The organism is Serratia sp. PL7 (assembly GCF_945957435.1).
On the sequence record NZ_CAMFLB010000020.1, the window covers coordinates 75,743 to 92,910 of the forward strand.

A 17,168-nucleotide genomic window follows, 5' to 3' on the forward strand; every position below is an offset into this window, starting at 1 on the left:
AGCAGTAATGAAAGCCTACCAGCGCCAGTTTATCGAGTTTGCGCTCCGCAAGCAGGTATTGAAATTCGGCGAGTTCACCCTGAAATCCGGCCGTACCAGCCCCTATTTCTTCAATGCCGGCCTGTTTAATACCGGGCGTGATCTGGCGCTGTTAGGGCGTTTTTATGCCGAAGCGCTGGTGGATTCCGGCATCGAGTTCGATCTGCTGTTTGGCCCAGCCTACAAAGGTATCCCGATCGCGACCACCACCGCAGTGGCATTGGCAGAACATCACAATCTCGATGTGCCTTATTGCTTCAACCGTAAGGAAGCCAAGGAACATGGCGAAGGCGGCACGCTGGTAGGCAGCCCGTTGCAGGGCCGCGTGATGCTGGTGGATGACGTGATCACCGCCGGGACGGCCATCCGCGAATCGATGGAAATTATCAGTGCCCATAACGCCAGCCTGGCTGGTGTGCTGATTTCTCTCGATCGTCAGGAGCGTGGCCGTGCCGACATTTCTGCGATCCAGGAAGTGGAGCGTGATTATCACTGCAAAGTGATCTCGATTATTACGCTCAAGGAGCTGATTGCTTATCTGGAAGAGCAGCCGGAAATGGCCGAAAGCCTGGTGGCAGTGCGAGCCTATCGCGAGCAGTACGGAGTTTAAAATAATAGCGCCGGGTTGAACCCGGCGATATTTGTTACTGCAGTTGCGCGGCTAACAGCGGCCAGCGGGCATCGAAATCCTGCGTTGGGCGGTAGCGGAATTCAGAGCGAATATAGCGCGACAGCATCCCTTCACAGAAGGCCAGTATCTGGCTCGCCAGCAAGGTTTCATCGACGATAAAGCCCTTCCCTTCCCGGAGTTTACGTTCCTTCAATACCTGACGCAGTTGCGCTTCAATACGCTCGAACAACTGGTTGATCCTGCCCTGAAGGCGATCTTGCTCAAACATCAGCGCGTGGCCGGTCATGATCCTGGTCAGGCCTGGATTGCGTTCTGCAAACCCCAGAACCAACAGCACAATCAGGCGTAGGCGGTTGAACGTCTCTTTTTCATCCTGCAAGATCAGGTTGATGCGCGTTATCAGGCTATCTTCAATAAACTCGATCAGGCTATCAAACATCCGCGTCTTGCTGGGGAAATGCCGATAAAGGGCAGCCTCAGAGACACCAACGTTTGCGGCAAGCTTGGCTGTGGTAATGCGCTGGCTGCCGTCGCTGGATTCCAGCATCTGGGCTAACGCCTGCAATATCTCCTCACGCCGATTCCTTTTGGTATTTTCTTTTTCTGCCATGTTTGATTAGACCCTTGCTAAAACGGCTTATCCCCTCAATCTCTTCGGGTATAGATTTGCGAAAACCCGCGCACCGGCCGTTGCAGAGTAAACTCTGTGCGGCTTATAAGATCGCTGTTGTACGGTGTAATGGTTAACGGTCTTGCAGACCCTTATTCTCCGTGCGTTACTCTCAATTGCCAAACCAACCGTGCCGCATTGCATGCGGCGCGGTTACAGGCGCCATCCCTGTAGATCATCTTGTTATGGGTGCGATCTATTGGCGGCCAGAGTGGCCAAAACCACCGGTGCCCCGTTCGCTGCTATCGAACTCTTCCACCAGATTAAACTCGGCTTGCACCACCGGCACAAATACCATCTGTGCGATGCGTTCACCTGGCTCGATGGTGAAGGATTTCTGGCCACGGTTCCATACGGACACCATCAGCTGGCCCTGATAATCGGAGTCGATCAGGCCAACCAGGTTACCCAGCACTACGCCGTGCTTATGGCCCAGACCGGAGCGCGGCAGGATCACTGCAGCAAGACCGGTATCGGCGATGTGGATAGCCAGGCCGGTAGGCAGCAGGGTGGTTTCGCCTGGTGCCAGCTCAACCGAGCTGTCCAGACAGGCGCGCAGATCAAGCCCGGCAGAGCCTGGGGTGGCATAGGTTGGCAATGGGAAATCTTGACCGATACGTGGGTCAAGGATCTTAACGTCGATTTTTTTCATCATAACGGCTGACTATCTCGTCTAGTAAACGTTGGCCAAGGAGTGCCTTGTCGCTATGCGGTAGGCGCTTGTCTCCATCCTGCCAAAAAAGATGCAGGGCATTGGTATCACTGTTAAAACCGTGCTCTGCAAGCGATACATCGTTAGCGCAGATTAAATCCAGTTTTTTACGCAGTAGTTTTTGTCGCGCATATTCTTCCACATTCTGGGTTTCAGCCGCAAACCCGACGACAAAGGGACGATTTTGGCTCATCGCGGCAACGCCCGCGACAATATCCGGATTCTTGATCATCTTGAGGATGATTTCATCACCCTGCTTTTTGATTTTCTCATCGGCAATCTGTTCTGCCCGGTAATCCGCCACGGCGGCGCAGGAGATAAAGATGTTCTGCTGCGCAGCGTGCTGTTGTACCGCTTGCTCCATTTCCAGCGCGCTGACGACATCCACACGGGTTACCCAGGGCGGTGTAGGCAGGCTGACCGGCCCGGCGACCAACGTGACTTGCGCACCGCGAGCGGCGGCGGCCTTGGCGATAGCAAAACCCATCTTGCCGGAGCTGTGGTTGCTGACGAAACGCACCGGATCCAGTGCCTCACGGGTGGGGCCCGCGGTGATCATAATCTTTAAATGTTGCAGATCCTGCGGCGCAGAGAAATGAGCGTTAGCCAGTTCCACTATCGCCAACGGATCCAGCATGCGGCCAGGCCCGATATCACCACAGGCCTGGCTCCCGCTGTCTGGCCCCCACAGCAGCACACCACGCCCTTGTAGGGTCTGTAGATTGGCCTGAGTAGCGGCAGCGCGGTACATCTGTTGGTTCATGGCCGGTGCTGCCGCGATCGGGGCATCGGTAGCCAGGCAGACCGTGGTCAGCAAATCGTTGGCCATGCCGGCGGCAACGCGGGCCAGCAGATCGGCGGTGGCCGGGGCCAGGATCACCAGATCGGCCCATTTTCCCAATTCAATATGGCCCATGGCGGCTTCTGCTGCGGGATCCAGCAGATCGTCGAAAACCGGATAGCCGGAAACGGCCTGCAGCGTCAGTGGGGTAATGAAGGCTTTGGCAGCGCTGGTCATCACCACTCTTACCTCGGCGCCTCTGTCGCGCAGGCGGCGCACCAGCTCAGGGCATTTGTAAGCGGCAATACCGCCACTGATGCCAAGCACAATATGTTTGCCGGAAAGTCCCGTCATCATGATTGTCCGATTGAAATCCGAAAGAGGCGAACATTTTAGCATAACCGCCGCCAGGTGGAGCGATTCTGCTGTGTATGCAGCCAGTTACATGCGGGTTTTCGTAACACTTCGCAATATTATCAATCACCTGTCGCACGATGAAATTCCCCGTGACATGCTGCTGTAGCAGGCAGGGAGGTGGCAATGAGCAATCAGGATATGTCGTTATGGCCTGGGGCTTTGGCACCCAGGGAAAAATTGATGCGTGATGGCGCAGCGGCGCTCTCCGATAGGGAGCTGTTGGCAATTTTCTTGCGAACCGGGCTACCTGGGGTTCACGTCTCACAGCGGGCCGAACAGTTGCTGACGCACTTTGGTTCGCTGTATCACCTGGTTTCGGCGGACTACGAACAATTTCATAGTCAGAAAGGGTTGGGGATTGCCACCTATGCGCAGCTGCAGGCAATTTCCGAATTAGCCTTCCGGCTGTTTTCCGGCCCCCATTTGTTGGAAAACGCGCTGCTGAACCCGAAAATTACCCAGCATTACCTGCACAGTTTGCTGGCTCACCATGAGCGAGAGGTGTTTTTAGTGTTGTTTTTAGACAATCAGCACCGGGTTATTCGCCATCAGGAGATGTTTGCTGGTACCATCAACAGCGTCGTTGTCCACCCAAGAGAAATTGTGCGTGCGGCGTTGAAGGCTAATGCAGCAGCCCTCATTCTGGCGCATAATCACCCTTCGGGTAAGGCTGAACCCAGTCACGCCGACCGTTTGATAACCGAGCAAGTGGTTAATGCTTGCCGATTATTGGAGATCCGAGTGCTCGATCATTTGGCGATAGGCCGGGGTGAATGCGTCTCTTTTGCCGAGCGCGGATGGCTATAAGCAACTTTTTCGCGATCCTTGAGGGATCTTTAGCTGTTCGGGACTTGAGCACTTACGCTTCAGAGCGTATACTACGCCACCTTTGAGAATCTTGGGTTTGGCGTTAAGAGCCTATCTCAGCAGGTTTCCAACCTGATGTGAGGTTTCTGACCTGATGACGAGAGTCTCCTCAGTATGAAGTTTGCTGAGATGGGCTCTAAAAGCCTGACGAGGCGGCCATACCCTATACGAAGCTCGAGCTGATTTGATTTTTGGAGAATAAGACATGTCACGAGTCTGCCAAGTTACTGGCAAGCGCCCGGTGAGCGGTAACAACCGTTCCCACGCAATGAACGCGACCAAACGCCGTTTTCTGCCTAACCTGCACTCACACCGTTTTTGGGTTGAGGCTGAGAAGCGCTTTGTAACTCTGCGTGTATCTGCTAAAGGTATGCGTGTTATCGATAAGAAGGGTATTGAGACGGTCTTGGCCGATCTGCGTGCCCGTGGTGAGAAGTATTAAGGAACTGCATCATGGCTAAAGGTGTTCGCGAGAAGATCAAGCTGGTTTCTTCTGCTGGTACTGGTCACTTCTATACCACCACGAAGAACAAGCGTACTAAGCCGGAAAAATTGGAACTGAAGAAATTCGATCCAGTTGTCCGTCAACACGTGATCTACAAAGAAGCTAAAATTAAATAATTTTAGTGGATTAATGAAAACCCGGCCTAGGCCGGGTTTTTTCATTTTATAGGGGTAGCAAACGGAGAGGGAGCCAGTCATGCCTGAATTACCAGAAGTCGAAACCAGCCGCCGCGGTATTGAGCCTTATCTTGTTGGCCACAACATCCAGTACGCGGTGGTGCGTAACGCTCGCCTGCGTTGGCCGGTCTCCGAGCAGATCCTGGCGCTGAGCGATCGGCCGGTACGCAGCGTACAGCGCCGTGCCAAATATTTGCTGATCGAGTTGGACCATGGCTGGATTATCGTGCATCTCGGGATGTCTGGCAGCTTACGTATGCTGGCAGAGGAAACCGAGCCAGGTAAGCATGACCACGTCGATCTGGTGATGAGCAACGGTTTTATCCTGCGCTACACCGACCCGCGCCGCTTTGGTGCCTGGCTGTGGTGTGACGATCTGGCCGCCAGCAACGTATTGGCTCATCTTGGCCCGGAACCGCTGGGTGAAGAGTTCAATGGTACCTACCTGTACGAAAAATCCCGTAACAAGCGCACGCTGATCAAGCCTTGGTTGATGGATAACAAGCTGGTGGTTGGCGTGGGGAATATCTATGCCAGCGAATCGCTGTTTACCGCCGGGATCCTGCCGGATCGTCAGGCGGGATCTTTGACCAGGGCGCAGGCGGATCTGCTGGCCGAAACCATCAAGGCGGTGCTGCTGCGTTCAATTGAACAAGGGGGAACAACGCTGCGTGACTTCCTGCAGTCGGATGGTAAGCCGGGGTATTTTGCGCAGGAACTGCAGGTTTATGGCCGGGCAGGTGAACCCTGCCGCGCCTGTGGCACACCGATCGAGAGCGCCAAACACGGGCAGCGCAGCACCTTCTTCTGCCGCCGCTGCCAGCACTGATTACTGCGCGGCGAGCTTTTCCATCAACGCTTTGGTGACGACATCCGGCAAGAACGGTGCAATGTCGCCGCCATGACGTGCCACTTCCTTCACCAAGGAAGAAGAGATAAATGACCACTGCTCGGAAGGCATCAGAAACACGCTTTCCAACGTTGGCATCAGATGGCGGTTCATGTTCGCCAGCTGCAATTCATATTCAAAGTCGGACACCGCCCGCAGGCCGCGTATCAGAATATTGGCGTTCTGATGGGCGGCGAAGTGCGCCATCAACTCGCTGAACCCCAACACCTCGACGTTATCCAGATGAGAGGTCACCTGCGTGGCCAGGGCAACGCGTTCTTCCAGCGAAAACAGCGGTTTTTTGCTTGAGCTGGCGGCAATGGCCAGGATCACGTGATCAAACATCAGTGAGGCTCGGGTGACCAGATCCAGATGGCCGTTGGTCAGTGGATCGAAGGTACCTGGGTAGATGGCTTTGCTGCTCATGGTTCACTTCTCTGAATAGTTGCGGCCCAATGCCCACAGTGCGGCATATTTATTGAAGGTATATTGCGCGTTGACCACGGCTAACAGCAAGCCCTGTTTGCCGTCGAGGAAACCGGCCCGCAGCAGCCAGGTTTTGCAGAACGCCCCTAGCGTGTGGGTGAGGATCGACAGATAACCGCAGCGTTTACCGGCCTGGTGGCGTTGGATTGCCCACTGCTCGGCGTAGTGCAGCTGTTTGCGCTGGAAAGCAAAAAAGTCACGGCAGGTCAGGTGTAGCAGATCGCCTTGCAGCGGTACGACTTTTGCGCCGCCGGTGTTGAGGGATTCATGGACCAGATCGTCGTTATAGCGATAGCGCTGATTGGCATACAGCCGGTTTACCCGATCGGGATACCAACCGCTGTGGCGCATAAAGCGGCCAAGAAACAGGTTACGGCGGCCCAGGCTGTAGACGACGTTATCGTCGGCGTTGGCTAAAACCTGTTCGATGGCGTGGCGCAATTCTGGCGTGACGCGCTCGTCGGCGTCGATCATCAGCACGTAATCCTGAGTGGCGTAGCTTTGTGCCTTCTGCCGCTGCTTGCCGAAGCCTTGCCAGTCGGTATGGATAAATACCTTGGCACCCAAACTTTCCGCCAAAGCGACAGAGCCGTCGCTACTGCCGGAATCTAGCACGATGATTTCATCAGCCCAGGCGACCGATTGCAGGCATTCGCTCAGCAACTCGGCTTCGTTTTTGGCGATCATCACTACCGACAGGCTGTTACGGTGGCTCATTCAGTGGCTCCGTGGCGGCAGGTGTGGCTCCAACAGCTGCAGCAGGCGTTGCAACGCACCCTGGTTCTGATACAACACTTCAACGGCGTGGCGGCCGTAATAGCGGCGATAATCTTCATCGGTCAGCAGCGTTTCTATCTCTTTCACCAAGGAATCGACATCGCTGATGGTGATCATCCCGCCCGCTTCGGAGAGTTTGGCGCAGATATCTTTGAAGTTGAACGTATGTGGGCCCATCAGCACCGGAATGGCATGGGCGGCTGCTTCCAGGGGGTTATGCCCCCCGCGCTCAACCAGGCTGCCACCGACGAAGGCCAGATCGGCAATGCCGTACAGCAGCATCAGTTCACCCATGGTATCGCCAATCACGACCTGTGTGCTGCTGGAAGGGATTTCGCCGCTGCTGCGGGTGGTGTAGCTGAAGCCCGCTTTTTGTGTCAGTTCTTTGGCGGTTGGGAAGCGTTCTGGGTGGCGTGGCACCAGGATAAGTAATAGGTCGGGGTGTTTTTCCAGCAACCGACGGTGGGCTTCCAGCAGAATGGTTTCTTCACCTTCGTGAGTGCTGGTGGCGATCCATACCGGGCGGCGTGGTGCCCATTGGCGGCGTAGCGTAACGGCTCTGGCCGCCAGCTCTGGCGTTACGGAGATATCGAACTTCAGGCTGCCGGTGACGGTCAGCTGAGAACGCTTCAGGCCCAGTTCGATAAAGCGCTCGCCGTCTTCCTGATTTTGCGCAGCGATCAGGGTAATACGGCGCAGGATATCACGGATAAAACCGCCGATCTTCTTGTAGCCAGCCGCCGAACGGGCGGAAAGGCGCGCGTTGGCAATTACCAGCGGGATTTGGCGCTGATGCAGGGCGTTAATCAGGTTGGGCCACAGCTCGGTTTCCATGATGATCACCAACTTGGGATCCACCTGGTCGAGGAAACGGCGCATCGAACCCGGCAGATCGTAAGGCAGGTAGACATGATGCACATCTTTACCGAAAGCGGACTGCACCCGTTCGGAACCCGTTGGCGTCATTGTGGTCACAGTAATCGGCAAGTAAGGGTAACGATGGCGCAGGGCGCGAACCAGAGGGATCGCCGCCAGGGTTTCGCCAACAGAAACGGAATGCAGCATAATGCCGCCCGATACTACTTTCCCGGCGCAGAAACCATAGCGTTCCGCCCAGCGTTTACGGTAGGCTGGTGCTTTGCGGCTGCGCAGCAGTAAGCGGAGCCAGATCAGGGGTTGGATAAGGTAGAGTAGTACCTGATATAAACGGAGCAGCATTCTATCAATTTCATTTATATGGGTTATCCAGAATAGTACCATAACCGGAAGGGAAAGGCGCTAACTTGGTGGCTCGGTGTCAGGTTGGGACAACAGGCGAGAGATGTCGCCGATAGGTTTGTAATGAAGAATATTTTAATTATCCGCCGCGACAATATTGGCGATCTCGTGTGCACTACCCCGCTGATTGAAGGGGTGAAAACCGCTTACCCTGACGCCAACCTCTATCTGCTTATCAATAAAGTCAGCCAGGATGTGGTGAAAAATAACCCGCATCTCACCAAGGTGTTTGTTTATAAGAAGGCCAAACACAAGGCCAAGAATGAGACTACCTTGGGAGTCTATTTTGAACGGCTGATGATATTTTTAAAGCTGAGAAAAATTAAGTTTGATGCAGCTATTCTGGCTAACCCGGTGCCGTGCAAATATAGCCTGCGTCTGGCAAAAATGGCCGGGGTTAAAAATATTATCGGCGCAGATCTTGGCACCAGTGAAATTCATCACCCTTTCCGCGCGGCGGATTTTCACGGCAAGCATCAGGTGGAACACACGTTCAGCTACCTGTCTGCCATTACCGATCGCTCCATTGCCATTCCTCCGGTGAAGGTCTTCCTCACCGCGGAAGAACAGCAGCAAGCGCAGCAACGTTTACACAGCCTGCTGCCCCCGGTTGAGCGGGTGTTTGCCGTGCATATCAGCAGCCGCAGCCCGAAACGGCGCTGGCCCATTGAGCGCTATGCCGAAATCATCAACCGCCTGGTTGCCGATCCCACCACCGGCGTGCTGATCTTCTGGTCACCGCAGGGGACGCTGACGCCTGATGATATCGGCGATCAAAAGCGGGCGGAGCAACTGTTGGCTGGCTGCCTGAATGAAAGGGTAGCGCTTTACCCAACGGCCTCGGTACGCGAACTGTTGGCCGGTTTCGAGTTATGCGACAGGGTGCTGTGCAGCGACGGTGGCCAGATGCATCTGGCCGCGGCATTGAATAAAAGCATGGTGGTCTTCTTTGGCGATACGGATAAAGAGTCTTGGCATCCGTGGAGCGGGCAATATCGGATCCTGCAAACCGAATCGGGTGATTGCGTCGATGTTACCGTCGACGAGGTGTGGCAAGAAATACAGGCCTTGAATTAATTAACAACCAGGCAGGGTAAACCTGCCTGGACTTATTTCTTTAACGCCAGATACTGTTGGCAAATAGGCTCAAGGCCATAACTCAGCAGTTGCTGGTGATTAATGACCGGCGGCTGGGCATAAATCTCTGCCATTTTCTCCGCCAGTGAGGCTTCATTTAATTCCGCCAATGCACGGGTCAACCCCGCCTTTTCCAGAATTTCCTCAGGCCCGCCAGGGCAACGGGTGCTGACGACCGGCGTGTCGCACAGCAAGGCTTCAACCAGCACGTTACCGAACCCTTCGCTGTCTGAACTGAGCACCAGCATCGCGGCGTGTTTGATCAGGGGATAGGGATTGGCCTGAAAACCGAGGAACAGCACACGATCGCTAATGTCTAACTCTGTGGCAAGGCGTTTGGTCTCGTTGATTTGCGCTTCATTGCCGGCACCCACCAGTGCCAAAGGTGCCTGGATACCAGACAGTGCGTAGGCTTTCAGCAAGCGGTCGTGGCGTTTATGTGGATGAAAACGGCCCACGTGCACCAGATAGTCTTTGCCTGCCAGTTCACAAGGCTCTGCCGCCTGCTGTTCGATGGCGGCGATATCGAACGGGTTGTTGATCACCGCCAGCTGGTTAGGAGAAATCCCCAGATTTTGCTGGAGATCGTTGCCCACCGCCTGCGAGACGGCAACGATATTCTGCCGCTGGTAGACGCCCGCGACCTTGCGGCGTTTCAGCCAGCGATCGAGGCCGGTACGGTGACCGAGGTAGGAGGTGGACAGAATACCGTGAATGCAGAACCACAGCCGGGTGCGGTCCAGCACTTTGCTATGGCTGACGATACGATCGGTCTTATGCAGGTTGGAGAACACCAGGTCGTAGAGGCCGTGCTGCTGCTCGTTGGCGGCAACCGCGCGATCCAACATCGCGGCGCGGCGTGCCAGCTCGGTCAGTTTACGCCAAGGCGATCGACAGTTGTCGCTGAGCACCTGATAATCAATGCCGGTGGGGATCGGGTAGTTGCAGACGTCCCGTAATGAGATCAGGCTGACATCATGCCCCAACTGCTGCATGCCCTGGCACAGCGTCAGTACCACCTTTTCGGCTCCGCCGCCCGGCAGACCGTCGATAATCATCAGAATACGCATAAGTTAGTCCAGCAGTCGGTTATACAATGAGATGAGCTGTTCTGAGAGGTGTGCTGGCGTGGCAGACATGATACGCAGCCGCGCCGCCTCTCCCATGCTCGATCCCAGGGCTTGCCGTGGCAGTGCAACGATAGCCTCGGTGAGGGCACTGACGTCCAATGCATCACAGACAAAGCCGTTTTGCCCAGGAGTGATGAACTCAGCGCCACCGCAGGTGGTGCTGGTGATCACCGGAAGCCCGCATGACATGGCTTCCAAAATCACATTGGGGAAGGGATCGTACAACGTTGGCAGCAACAGAGCGTCGGCGGCCTGATAGAACGGCAACGTCTGTTTCTGCACGCCCATGAAGCGCACCCGGTCATCACAACCCAGCTTTTGTGCCAGTGAACGGTAACGCTTTTCAGCTTTATCCTTGCCCACCACCAATAGGTAGCTGTCGGTGGCAGCTACGGCGCGAATTGCGGCAGCCAATCCTTTACGTTCAAAGCCTGAACCGACAAAGATCAGGCAATGTGCCTGTTGCGGGAGTTGATACTGCGCCCGCAACTGCTGCCGCTGTTGCTCATTCGCCGGTAAAAATTTCTGATTGTCGATGGCATTGTAGATCACCGTGATCTTATCGGCAGGCACGCCGAAATCGGCGATGATTTCCCGTTTGATCATCTCGGCGTTGCAGATCACCGCTTTCAGCTCTGGCGCGGCATACATGGCGCGTTCGGCACACATCACATAGCGGTGATAGCGGTTGGAGAACAGCCATTTGCGCCGCCACTCCGGCAACAGGCGTGCCCGTTGCAGCAGCCAGCGGCGATGGACACCGTCACCGGCGCGATAGATATCACAACCGGGGATGCGTTCATGGCTTTGTACCAGATCGAAGCTCTCTTTCTGCCACAGGGCCCGAGCCGCTTCGGCAAAACCACGTTCGCGGCTGATGCGCCCGAACTTCATCGGGTTACACAGGTGGATGTGCCAGTTCGGGTTGACGTCCCCCTGCCACTCGCGGGTGATGACGTTCAGATCTAGATCTTGTTGTTCCAGCGCCTCCAGGGCACGGGAAACGAAACGTTCTGCCCCGCCGTCCGGGCGGTATTTTTGGCGGACAATCGCCAGGCGAAATGCTTTCATGCAAGCGTGCTCCGCGCGGCTGCAATCACCACGTCTGTAGGAATAAGGTCCAGGTAGCGCTCATCGGTGCCGGTATTGATGGCATCCGGGTCCGGCAGGCTGCCGTAGTCTCCGGCCCAAATGACCTGGCCGATAACTTGCCAGGGGCGCCAGAATACCAGCTTGGATGGCCCGAACAGCGCCACGCAGGGCGTCTGTAATGCGGCCGCCATATGCATGGGGACAGAGTCTACCCCGATAAACAGTTTGGCATGGTCGATCAACGCTGCCAGCTGACGCAGGGTCAACTGCCCGGCCAGAGAAACCACCCCTTGCTGCGGGCACTGTTTCAGTATTTGCGCCACCATGTCCTGCTCTTTGGCATCCGGCCCCGAGGTGATCACCAACTGGTGCCCTTCGGCCTGCAATGCGCTGATGGTGGCCGCCATTTTTTCTTCGCTCCAGCATTTAAAGAACCAGCGCGAAGTGGGTTGTACCACGATATAGCTACCGGTGACGCCATTTTGTTGCAAAAGCTGGTGGCTGGCCTGCCAATCTTGTGGGCTGTAGCTCATGGTGACCTGCTGATTTTGCTCAGGTAAACCCAGAGGTTGCAGCAGAGAGAGGTTTTGTTCAACGGTGTGCAGATGCTCGTGCCCGGCTACCGGCACCAACTGAGTGTGGCAGTAGCGCCACAGAAAACCACGGCGCTTGGGGAAATCGAACCCCAGACGAATGCGTGCACCGGTGAGGCGAGTAATCAACGCGCTGCGCCACTGATCGGCCAGGTTGACCACCAGATCGTAGCGTTGTGCCTGCAATTGACGGATCAGATGCAGTTCATGGCCCAAGTGTGCCTTGGTGCCCTGTTTTTTCCACTGGCGATCGATGACAAAGATTTGCGATAGCGCCGGGTTGCTCGCCAACATCTCCTGCGTTTCTTTGTACAGCAGGATGTCGATCTGAGCATCGGGATAGTTCTGCCGCAGCGTATTGATGACCGGAGTGGTCAGCAGCATATCGCCATGATGGCGCAGCTTGACGATCAGAATACGCTGTATGGGCGTGGCAGAAACAGGGGCTGGCGCGTCGTTCATAGTCAGTCGCTTTCAGGGAAACCAATCTTTGATTCTAAATGACCCGATTGCATGTGGCTACTGTTGCTCGGTTTTCTTGCCTGCGCAGAAAAAAAATAGTGGCGTAGGGTGACAATTACGGCTCAATGTTGTCCAAACGAGGCAATAAAGTCGTTTGCCCTGAGGGATCGGGCTGCGTAACATAATGTCAATCTGTGACTATCAGGTTCCCAATGTATGACTAAACCGGCGTTTCTTATCACGATTGATACCGAAGGCGATAATCTGTGGCAAAACCACGACCGCATTTCGACCGAGAACACGCGTTTTTTGCCGCGCTTTCAGGCGCTGTGCGAAAAATACGCCTGCAAGCCGGTTTATCTGACCAACTATGAAATGGCGGTGGATACCCAGTACGTTGAGTTTGCCCGCGACGTGATAGCACGCGGCACCGGCGAAGTGGGCATGCACCTGCACGCCTGGAACAGCCCACCGTTGACGCCGCTCACTGATGATGACTGGCGGCACAAACCCTATCTGATCGAATACCCGGCCGACCAAATTCGCGCCAAGGTCGATCATATGACCAAGCTGCTGGAAGATACCTTCCAGACCAAGATGCTCAGCCACCGTGCCGGGCGCTGGGCGTTTAATGAGTTTTATGCCTCATTGCTGCTGGAATATGGCTATCAGGTCGATTGTTCCGTCACCCCGCGAGTGAACTGGCAGTATTCGCCCGGCAATCCGCAGGGCAACGGCGGGACCGACTATCGCCATTTCCCCGCGCAGGCCTATTTTATCGATCCGGCCAATATCGCCAAACCCGGTGATTCCACGCTGTTGGAAGTGCCAATGAGCATTCAGTATAAACATTCGGCGCTGATGAATGCGGTGAAGCAGGGCTATGACAGCCTGCGGGGTAAAAAGCGTTCGCCGTCGGTACATTGGCTACGTCCCTCCGGTAACAATTTGGACAAGATGAAGCTGGTGGTCGAGCGCTCTCTGGCACAGGGACACGATTACGTCGAATTTATGCTGCACTCTTCCGAGTTTATGCCGGGAGGTAGCCCAACGTTCAAGACCGAGCAGGATATTGACGCGTTATATCGCGATTTGGAGCTGCTGTTTGCCTGGTTGCAACAGCGCACGGTTGGCATGACCTTGGCTGAATACTATCAACTGAAAGTGAATTAACATGTCAAAAAAATGGAAAATCAAGGCCGCTGACTGGTTCTTGCGGCGCTATACGGCAAAGCATGGCCGTTTCCAGCCGCCAGCGACTTTCGACAGCCGTCTCCAGTTCGAGAATATCGTAATTTATTCCACGACGGCACTGGGGGATTTCATGTTCAACACCCCGGTGTTAAGAGCAATGCGCGAACGCTACCCGGCGGCGCATATCACGCTGGTGGTGCATCAAAAGAATAGGGAACTGGTAGAAAACGGCCGCTATTACGATCGCGTAGTTTACTGGAACAGCAAAATAAAGACCCTGGGGCCTCTGTTGAAATCGTTGCGTGAGCATCAGCCTGATTTGGCGCTGATCATGCATTCACATCTGCCCTATGACATTATCAGCGCCATTATGGCCGGGGCTAAATATGTCATCCGGGATAACTACAGTTCGGGGATCTGCGGGCTTGAGCCTTGGCTGACCAACTACGTATTCCATTATTACGGCCACTTTATCCGCCGTAAGCTGGAACTGGTTTCTATTCTGGGCTGCCGCAGCGACGATCCGACCATGGAAATACCGGCCCCTTATACGCCAGGCATTAAAAACCCTGATTTCTGCACCATTGGCTTCCAGCTAGGTGCATCAACAGAATCACGTTGCTGGCCGGTGGGGCACTTTGCCAAGCTGGCGGATATGCTGGTTGCTCGCTATGACAACATGCGCTTCGTGCTGATCGGCGCGCCGATGGAAGAAGGAAAAGCTCAACAGTTCCAGCGGCTGATCAATGCCAATACCCAGGCCTGCGTTGATAACCAGATCGGCAAAACCGGGCTGCAAGGGGCGCTGACGCTGATTAGCAGCCTCGATGTGCTGGTGACCGGCGATACCGGGCCGCTCCATCTGGCGGTGGCCTTGAAAACCAAAACCATCAGCCTGTTTGTCACCGCCGATCCGCGCTCAACCGGGCCTATCCAGGATCACCCGTTGCACCGTATCATTCATCAGTCACGCACGGGCTACACCATGCCATTGGAAGCGGATGGCCCGGTGGGTGTTATACAACCGCAGCGAGTTTTTGATGAAATCGTGGCCCACGTGCCGCTGAACCCTTGAGAAAAAAACGCATCGGTCACCCGGTGCGTTTCTTCAGCCATCGACGGATTTTAGACAGGCAGCTATCCACGCGTGCGAAACGCATCTGGCGGACTTTCTTGTGCGGTACATCGCTGTTGCTACACAGGGCCGCCGTTTGGTGCAGGATCGCCAGGGTTTCCGGCGGGTAGCGATAATAGCCGTAAACCGCCTTCGACATGGCTTTTAACTCTGAGAAAGCGTTGGCGAGCATCAGGGCGGCCAGTTGCCGCAGTGGTTCATCACCGCGATGAGCGTCCACGAAGCGCAGCATCTTCTGCATGGCAAACAGCATATCTTCACTATCTTTCGCCCGGATATTGCGGGTGATCCCCCGGTCATTATCCCGATAGAAGTAGAGCGGGTGGTCGAGATGAGCGATTTGGCGAGTTTTGAAATATTGGAACGGCGTGAAGATAACGTCTTCATAGCGGCGGCCGTTTTCGAACGTTTCCCCAGCCAGCAGCGTACGCCGGTAAATCCGGCTCCAGACGTGCCACATTGAGTGGGCAAACAGCGGCTTCAGACTGGCCAGACCCTGCTGTTCGAAATCGTAGATGCGGTAGCGTATCTCGCTATTGGTGGGCACTGCTGGCGGGCTGCCAGAGAATTTCTGATAGTTGAAATCAATCAGGTCATCTCTGCCCGTGAGTAACAGTGGGCGCAGGAGCGCCAGATAGTCGCTGCTCAGTAGGTCATCGCCGTCCAGGAATGCGACGTAGCGTCCGCTGACGTGTTGCAAACCGACGTTACGGGCGTGAGCAACGCCGCCGTTTGCCTGAGTAATGAATTTGCTATGCGGGTGCTGCCTTGCTGCCAGGAATTGGCTCACAAGGGCCGCAGACGCATCGCTTGAGCCGTCATCGATAATCACCACTTCAATATCATCGGCGATCTGATCGTATAACGAGCTCAGACTGGCGATGACAAAGTCTTCATTGTTGTAAATCGGCACAATAAAGCTGAGCAGCAGCGGTGACGAACTCATACCGACGGTTCCTGACGCTTTTTCACCGACAGCACGCTGGCGATGATGGCCAGGCAGAAGACTGCCGTGCCTTCGGTGCTGAAGAAAATAACGTCGCTAAGCCCGTAGACAAACAGGCTGAAGGTCACCCCCAGCAGCAGCGCATTGCGATACGGCTTAAATGAGGAGATGAATAGGCCGATGTAGAGTGCCAGTAACAATAAACTTCCCCAGAGGCCTTTAAGCGAATAGGTTTCCAGCAGTTCGTTATGCAGATGCACGTTGATGTAAGGCGTTACCCCGTACAGCCGCGGCTCCTGCGCAACGATGGCGCGGATCTCTTCCCCACGCTGTTCGGCAGATTGCCCCAATGGTGCAAGCGAGCCAGTGCGTATTGCGATGACCTGCATTGTCAGGCGGGAAATAATCGAGTTATCCACTTCGGGCTGGTCGATCATTTGCAGATTGGTTTTGAAATCGGCAACGCGCTGTTCGATCTGTGACTTAAAGGCGAAGCCGCAGACTAATAGCAATACAGGTACCGAGGCGACTAGCTGGATCTTATGCTTGCGGGTCACCAGATCTTTGGTTGCCAACAGCGACAGGCAGATGGCAACGGGGTACACCAGTATGGCCGCCCGCGTTCCGGTGAGGATCAGGGTGGAGAAGGTGAGCAAGAAGCCAACCACGTACAGCGGGATGCGATATTTGGTCCGCAGCATCAGTATTGCCTTCATCATGACCAGGCTGATGGCGGTCATCAGGTAGGCAACAACGGTGGCCCGGTCGAAGTTAAGCTCCACGCGCGAGATATCTAAGCGCAGGCCCTGATAAAGCGCATAGCCATTGACGGCCAAGCCGCAAGCCAGCGCCACGACAATAAAGGCGCGCTGCATGCAAAGGCGCTCATTCAGCGCGATCAGCAAAATAAACGCTGTAGCAATCTGCAGTTTGCCGGTCGACATATACGAGCGATAAATATTGATGTATTCGCCGGGCTGTTTGAAATGGTTCATCCAGAAAATCGTCCCCATGCCCACGCAGAAAAACAGCAGCGGCAGGATCAGGTTTCTTTTGTTTTTCAGGAAATACCTTAAGTGCAGGCAAACGGCAATAAAGGAGATATAGCTGGAGACATAAAACAGGTTACGCCCCGTGTCGAAGCCGAAAGGAATGGTACAAAAGGCAATAGCGCATCCCAGATAGATCAGGTAACTGAAAATGGCGTGTGGGGCTGTTTCTTTAAACATGGAGTAAGGTTTCCGGCTCACA

General features: G+C 55.0%; 19 protein-coding genes. 8 read left to right on the plus strand and 11 right to left on the minus strand.

Annotated elements, in window-relative coordinates; all coding sequences use genetic code 11:
• The first annotated feature begins 7 nt into the window (after positions 1–7).
• Entirely contained in the window at positions 8–649 is a 642-nt protein-coding gene (gene pyrE / locus N6G83_RS41395) for an orotate phosphoribosyltransferase (RefSeq protein ID WP_024482926.1), read from the plus strand.
• A gap of 34 nt (positions 650–683) precedes the next feature.
• On the opposite strand, the gene slmA is transcribed toward pyrE, so the two are convergent.
• The 3 genes from slmA to coaBC all read right to left on the minus strand — a co-directional run bounded on the left by slmA (position 684) and on the right by coaBC (position 3,190).
• Positions 684–1,280: a nucleoid occlusion factor SlmA gene (gene slmA / locus N6G83_RS41400; protein WP_021181838.1), complete on the minus strand. Its 597-nt coding sequence runs from the start codon at positions 1,278–1,280 to the stop codon at positions 684–686.
• Between the two features lie 256 nt (positions 1,281–1,536).
• Positions 1,537–1,995, minus strand: coding sequence for a dUTP diphosphatase (gene dut, locus N6G83_RS41405; protein ID WP_024527867.1), 459 nt, complete (start codon positions 1,993–1,995; stop codon positions 1,537–1,539).
• On the minus strand, positions 1,973–3,190 hold the full coding sequence (gene coaBC, locus N6G83_RS41410) for a bifunctional phosphopantothenoylcysteine decarboxylase/phosphopantothenate--cysteine ligase CoaBC (RefSeq protein ID WP_211135741.1): 1,218 nt from the start codon (positions 3,188–3,190) through the stop codon (positions 1,973–1,975). Before coaBC ends, dut begins: the two co-directional genes overlap by 23 nt.
• Positions 3,191–3,373: 183 nt before the next feature.
• Between coaBC and radC the strand changes: the two genes are divergently transcribed.
• The 4 genes from radC to mutM all read left to right on the plus strand — a co-directional run bounded on the left by radC (position 3,374) and on the right by mutM (position 5,627).
• The gene (gene radC, locus N6G83_RS41415) at positions 3,374–4,057 is read left to right on the plus strand and encodes a RadC family protein (protein WP_211135742.1); all 684 of its coding nucleotides are present in this window, start codon (positions 3,374–3,376) and stop codon (positions 4,055–4,057) included.
• 265 nt (positions 4,058–4,322) lie between these two features.
• Positions 4,323–4,559, plus strand: a complete 237-nt coding sequence (gene rpmB / locus N6G83_RS41420; protein ID WP_004931195.1) for a 50S ribosomal protein L28 — start codon at positions 4,323–4,325, stop codon at positions 4,557–4,559.
• A gap of 11 nt (positions 4,560–4,570) precedes the next feature.
• Positions 4,571–4,738: a 50S ribosomal protein L33 gene (gene rpmG / locus N6G83_RS41425; RefSeq protein ID WP_004392084.1), complete on the plus strand. Its 168-nt coding sequence runs from the start codon at positions 4,571–4,573 to the stop codon at positions 4,736–4,738.
• Positions 4,739–4,817: 79 nt separating this feature from the next.
• Positions 4,818–5,627 carry a bifunctional DNA-formamidopyrimidine glycosylase/DNA-(apurinic or apyrimidinic site) lyase gene (gene mutM / locus N6G83_RS41430; RefSeq protein WP_024527870.1) on the plus strand — a complete coding sequence of 270 codons (810 nt, stop codon included), beginning with the start codon at positions 4,818–4,820 and terminating at the stop codon, positions 5,625–5,627.
• Here the strand turns inward: mutM and coaD are convergent, their stop codons facing one another.
• From coaD to waaA, 3 genes are read right to left on the minus strand one after another with little or no spacing between them, the layout of a single operon-like run.
• On the minus strand, positions 5,628–6,113 hold the full coding sequence (coaD, locus tag N6G83_RS41435; RefSeq protein ID WP_098929413.1) for a pantetheine-phosphate adenylyltransferase: 486 nt from the start codon (positions 6,111–6,113) through the stop codon (positions 5,628–5,630).
• 3 nt (positions 6,114–6,116) lie between these two features.
• Complete coding sequence (locus N6G83_RS41440; protein WP_074029831.1) at positions 6,117–6,890, minus strand: glycosyltransferase family 2 protein; 774 nt, start codon at positions 6,888–6,890, stop codon at positions 6,117–6,119.
• On the minus strand, positions 6,891–8,168 hold the full coding sequence (gene waaA / locus N6G83_RS41445) for a lipid IV(A) 3-deoxy-D-manno-octulosonic acid transferase (RefSeq protein ID WP_024527873.1): 1,278 nt from the start codon (positions 8,166–8,168) through the stop codon (positions 6,891–6,893).
• A gap of 123 nt (positions 8,169–8,291) precedes the next feature.
• Here waaA and N6G83_RS41450 point away from each other — a divergent pair, with 123 nt between their 5' ends.
• A complete protein-coding gene (locus N6G83_RS41450; RefSeq protein WP_024527874.1) occupies positions 8,292–9,305 on the plus strand; it encodes a glycosyltransferase family 9 protein in 1,014 nt (337 codons plus the stop codon).
• A gap of 32 nt (positions 9,306–9,337) precedes the next feature.
• Here N6G83_RS41450 and N6G83_RS41455 read toward each other — a convergent pair whose 3' ends face one another.
• Genes N6G83_RS41455 through rfaQ form a run of 3 tightly spaced genes read right to left on the minus strand, consistent with a single transcriptional unit; the run spans position 9,338 to position 12,642 of the window.
• On the minus strand, positions 9,338–10,435 hold the full coding sequence (locus N6G83_RS41455; RefSeq protein WP_211135743.1) for a glycosyltransferase: 1,098 nt from the start codon (positions 10,433–10,435) through the stop codon (positions 9,338–9,340).
• A gap of 3 nt (positions 10,436–10,438) precedes the next feature.
• The gene (locus tag N6G83_RS41460) at positions 10,439–11,566 is read right to left on the minus strand and encodes a glycosyltransferase family 4 protein (protein WP_161711613.1); all 1,128 of its coding nucleotides are present in this window, start codon (positions 11,564–11,566) and stop codon (positions 10,439–10,441) included.
• On the minus strand, positions 11,563–12,642 hold the full coding sequence (gene rfaQ / locus N6G83_RS41465; RefSeq protein WP_024527877.1) for a putative lipopolysaccharide heptosyltransferase III: 1,080 nt from the start codon (positions 12,640–12,642) through the stop codon (positions 11,563–11,565). The genes N6G83_RS41460 and rfaQ overlap by 4 nt, the downstream gene beginning before the upstream one ends.
• A gap of 216 nt (positions 12,643–12,858) precedes the next feature.
• On the opposite strand from rfaQ, the gene N6G83_RS41470 reads away from it, so the two are divergent.
• On the plus strand, positions 12,859–13,815 hold the full coding sequence (locus N6G83_RS41470; RefSeq protein WP_211135744.1) for a polysaccharide deacetylase family protein: 957 nt from the start codon (positions 12,859–12,861) through the stop codon (positions 13,813–13,815).
• Between the two features lies 1 nt (position 13,816).
• Complete coding sequence (locus N6G83_RS41475) at positions 13,817–14,911, plus strand: glycosyltransferase family 9 protein (protein WP_074029840.1); 1,095 nt, start codon at positions 13,817–13,819, stop codon at positions 14,909–14,911.
• 16 nt (positions 14,912–14,927) lie between these two features.
• Here the strand turns inward: N6G83_RS41475 and N6G83_RS41480 are convergent, their stop codons facing one another.
• Entirely contained in the window at positions 14,928–15,917 is a 990-nt protein-coding gene (locus N6G83_RS41480) for a glycosyltransferase (protein ID WP_074029849.1), read from the minus strand.
• Positions 15,914–17,146: an O-antigen ligase gene (locus tag N6G83_RS41485; protein WP_211135745.1), complete on the minus strand. Its 1,233-nt coding sequence runs from the start codon at positions 17,144–17,146 to the stop codon at positions 15,914–15,916. Before N6G83_RS41485 ends, N6G83_RS41480 begins: the two co-directional genes overlap by 4 nt.
• Positions 17,147–17,168: the final 22 nt, after the last annotated feature.

Coding starts and splice junctions, on each gene's coding strand:
- pyrE (WP_024482926.1), top strand. CDS start 8: ATGAAAGCCTACCAGCGCCAGTTTATCGAGTTTGCGCTCCGCAAGCAG.
- slmA (WP_021181838.1), bottom strand. CDS start 1,280: ATGGCAGAAAAAGAAAATACCAAAAGGAATCGGCGTGAGGAGATATTG.
- dut (WP_024527867.1), bottom strand. CDS start 1,995: ATGATGAAAAAAATCGACGTTAAGATCCTTGACCCACGTATCGGTCAA.
- coaBC (WP_211135741.1), bottom strand. CDS start 3,190: ATGATGACGGGACTTTCCGGCAAACATATTGTGCTTGGCATCAGTGGC.
- radC (WP_211135742.1), top strand. CDS start 3,374: ATGAGCAATCAGGATATGTCGTTATGGCCTGGGGCTTTGGCACCCAGG.
- rpmB (WP_004931195.1), top strand. CDS start 4,323: ATGTCACGAGTCTGCCAAGTTACTGGCAAGCGCCCGGTGAGCGGTAAC.
- rpmG (WP_004392084.1), top strand. CDS start 4,571: ATGGCTAAAGGTGTTCGCGAGAAGATCAAGCTGGTTTCTTCTGCTGGT.
- mutM (WP_024527870.1), top strand. CDS start 4,818: ATGCCTGAATTACCAGAAGTCGAAACCAGCCGCCGCGGTATTGAGCCT.
- coaD (WP_098929413.1), bottom strand. CDS start 6,113: ATGAGCAGCAAAGCCATCTACCCAGGTACCTTCGATCCACTGACCAAC.
- N6G83_RS41440 (WP_074029831.1), bottom strand. CDS start 6,890: ATGAGCCACCGTAACAGCCTGTCGGTAGTGATGATCGCCAAAAACGAA.
- waaA (WP_024527873.1), bottom strand. CDS start 8,168: ATGCTGCTCCGTTTATATCAGGTACTACTCTACCTTATCCAACCCCTG.
- N6G83_RS41450 (WP_024527874.1), top strand. CDS start 8,292: ATGAAGAATATTTTAATTATCCGCCGCGACAATATTGGCGATCTCGTG.
- N6G83_RS41455 (WP_211135743.1), bottom strand. CDS start 10,435: ATGCGTATTCTGATGATTATCGACGGTCTGCCGGGCGGCGGAGCCGAA.
- N6G83_RS41460 (WP_161711613.1), bottom strand. CDS start 11,566: ATGAAAGCATTTCGCCTGGCGATTGTCCGCCAAAAATACCGCCCGGAC.
- rfaQ (WP_024527877.1), bottom strand. CDS start 12,642: ATGAACGACGCGCCAGCCCCTGTTTCTGCCACGCCCATACAGCGTATT.
- N6G83_RS41470 (WP_211135744.1), top strand. CDS start 12,859: ATGACTAAACCGGCGTTTCTTATCACGATTGATACCGAAGGCGATAAT.
- N6G83_RS41475 (WP_074029840.1), top strand. CDS start 13,817: ATGTCAAAAAAATGGAAAATCAAGGCCGCTGACTGGTTCTTGCGGCGC.
- N6G83_RS41480 (WP_074029849.1), bottom strand. CDS start 15,917: ATGAGTTCGTCACCGCTGCTGCTCAGCTTTATTGTGCCGATTTACAAC.
- N6G83_RS41485 (WP_211135745.1), bottom strand. CDS start 17,146: ATGTTTAAAGAAACAGCCCCACACGCCATTTTCAGTTACCTGATCTAT.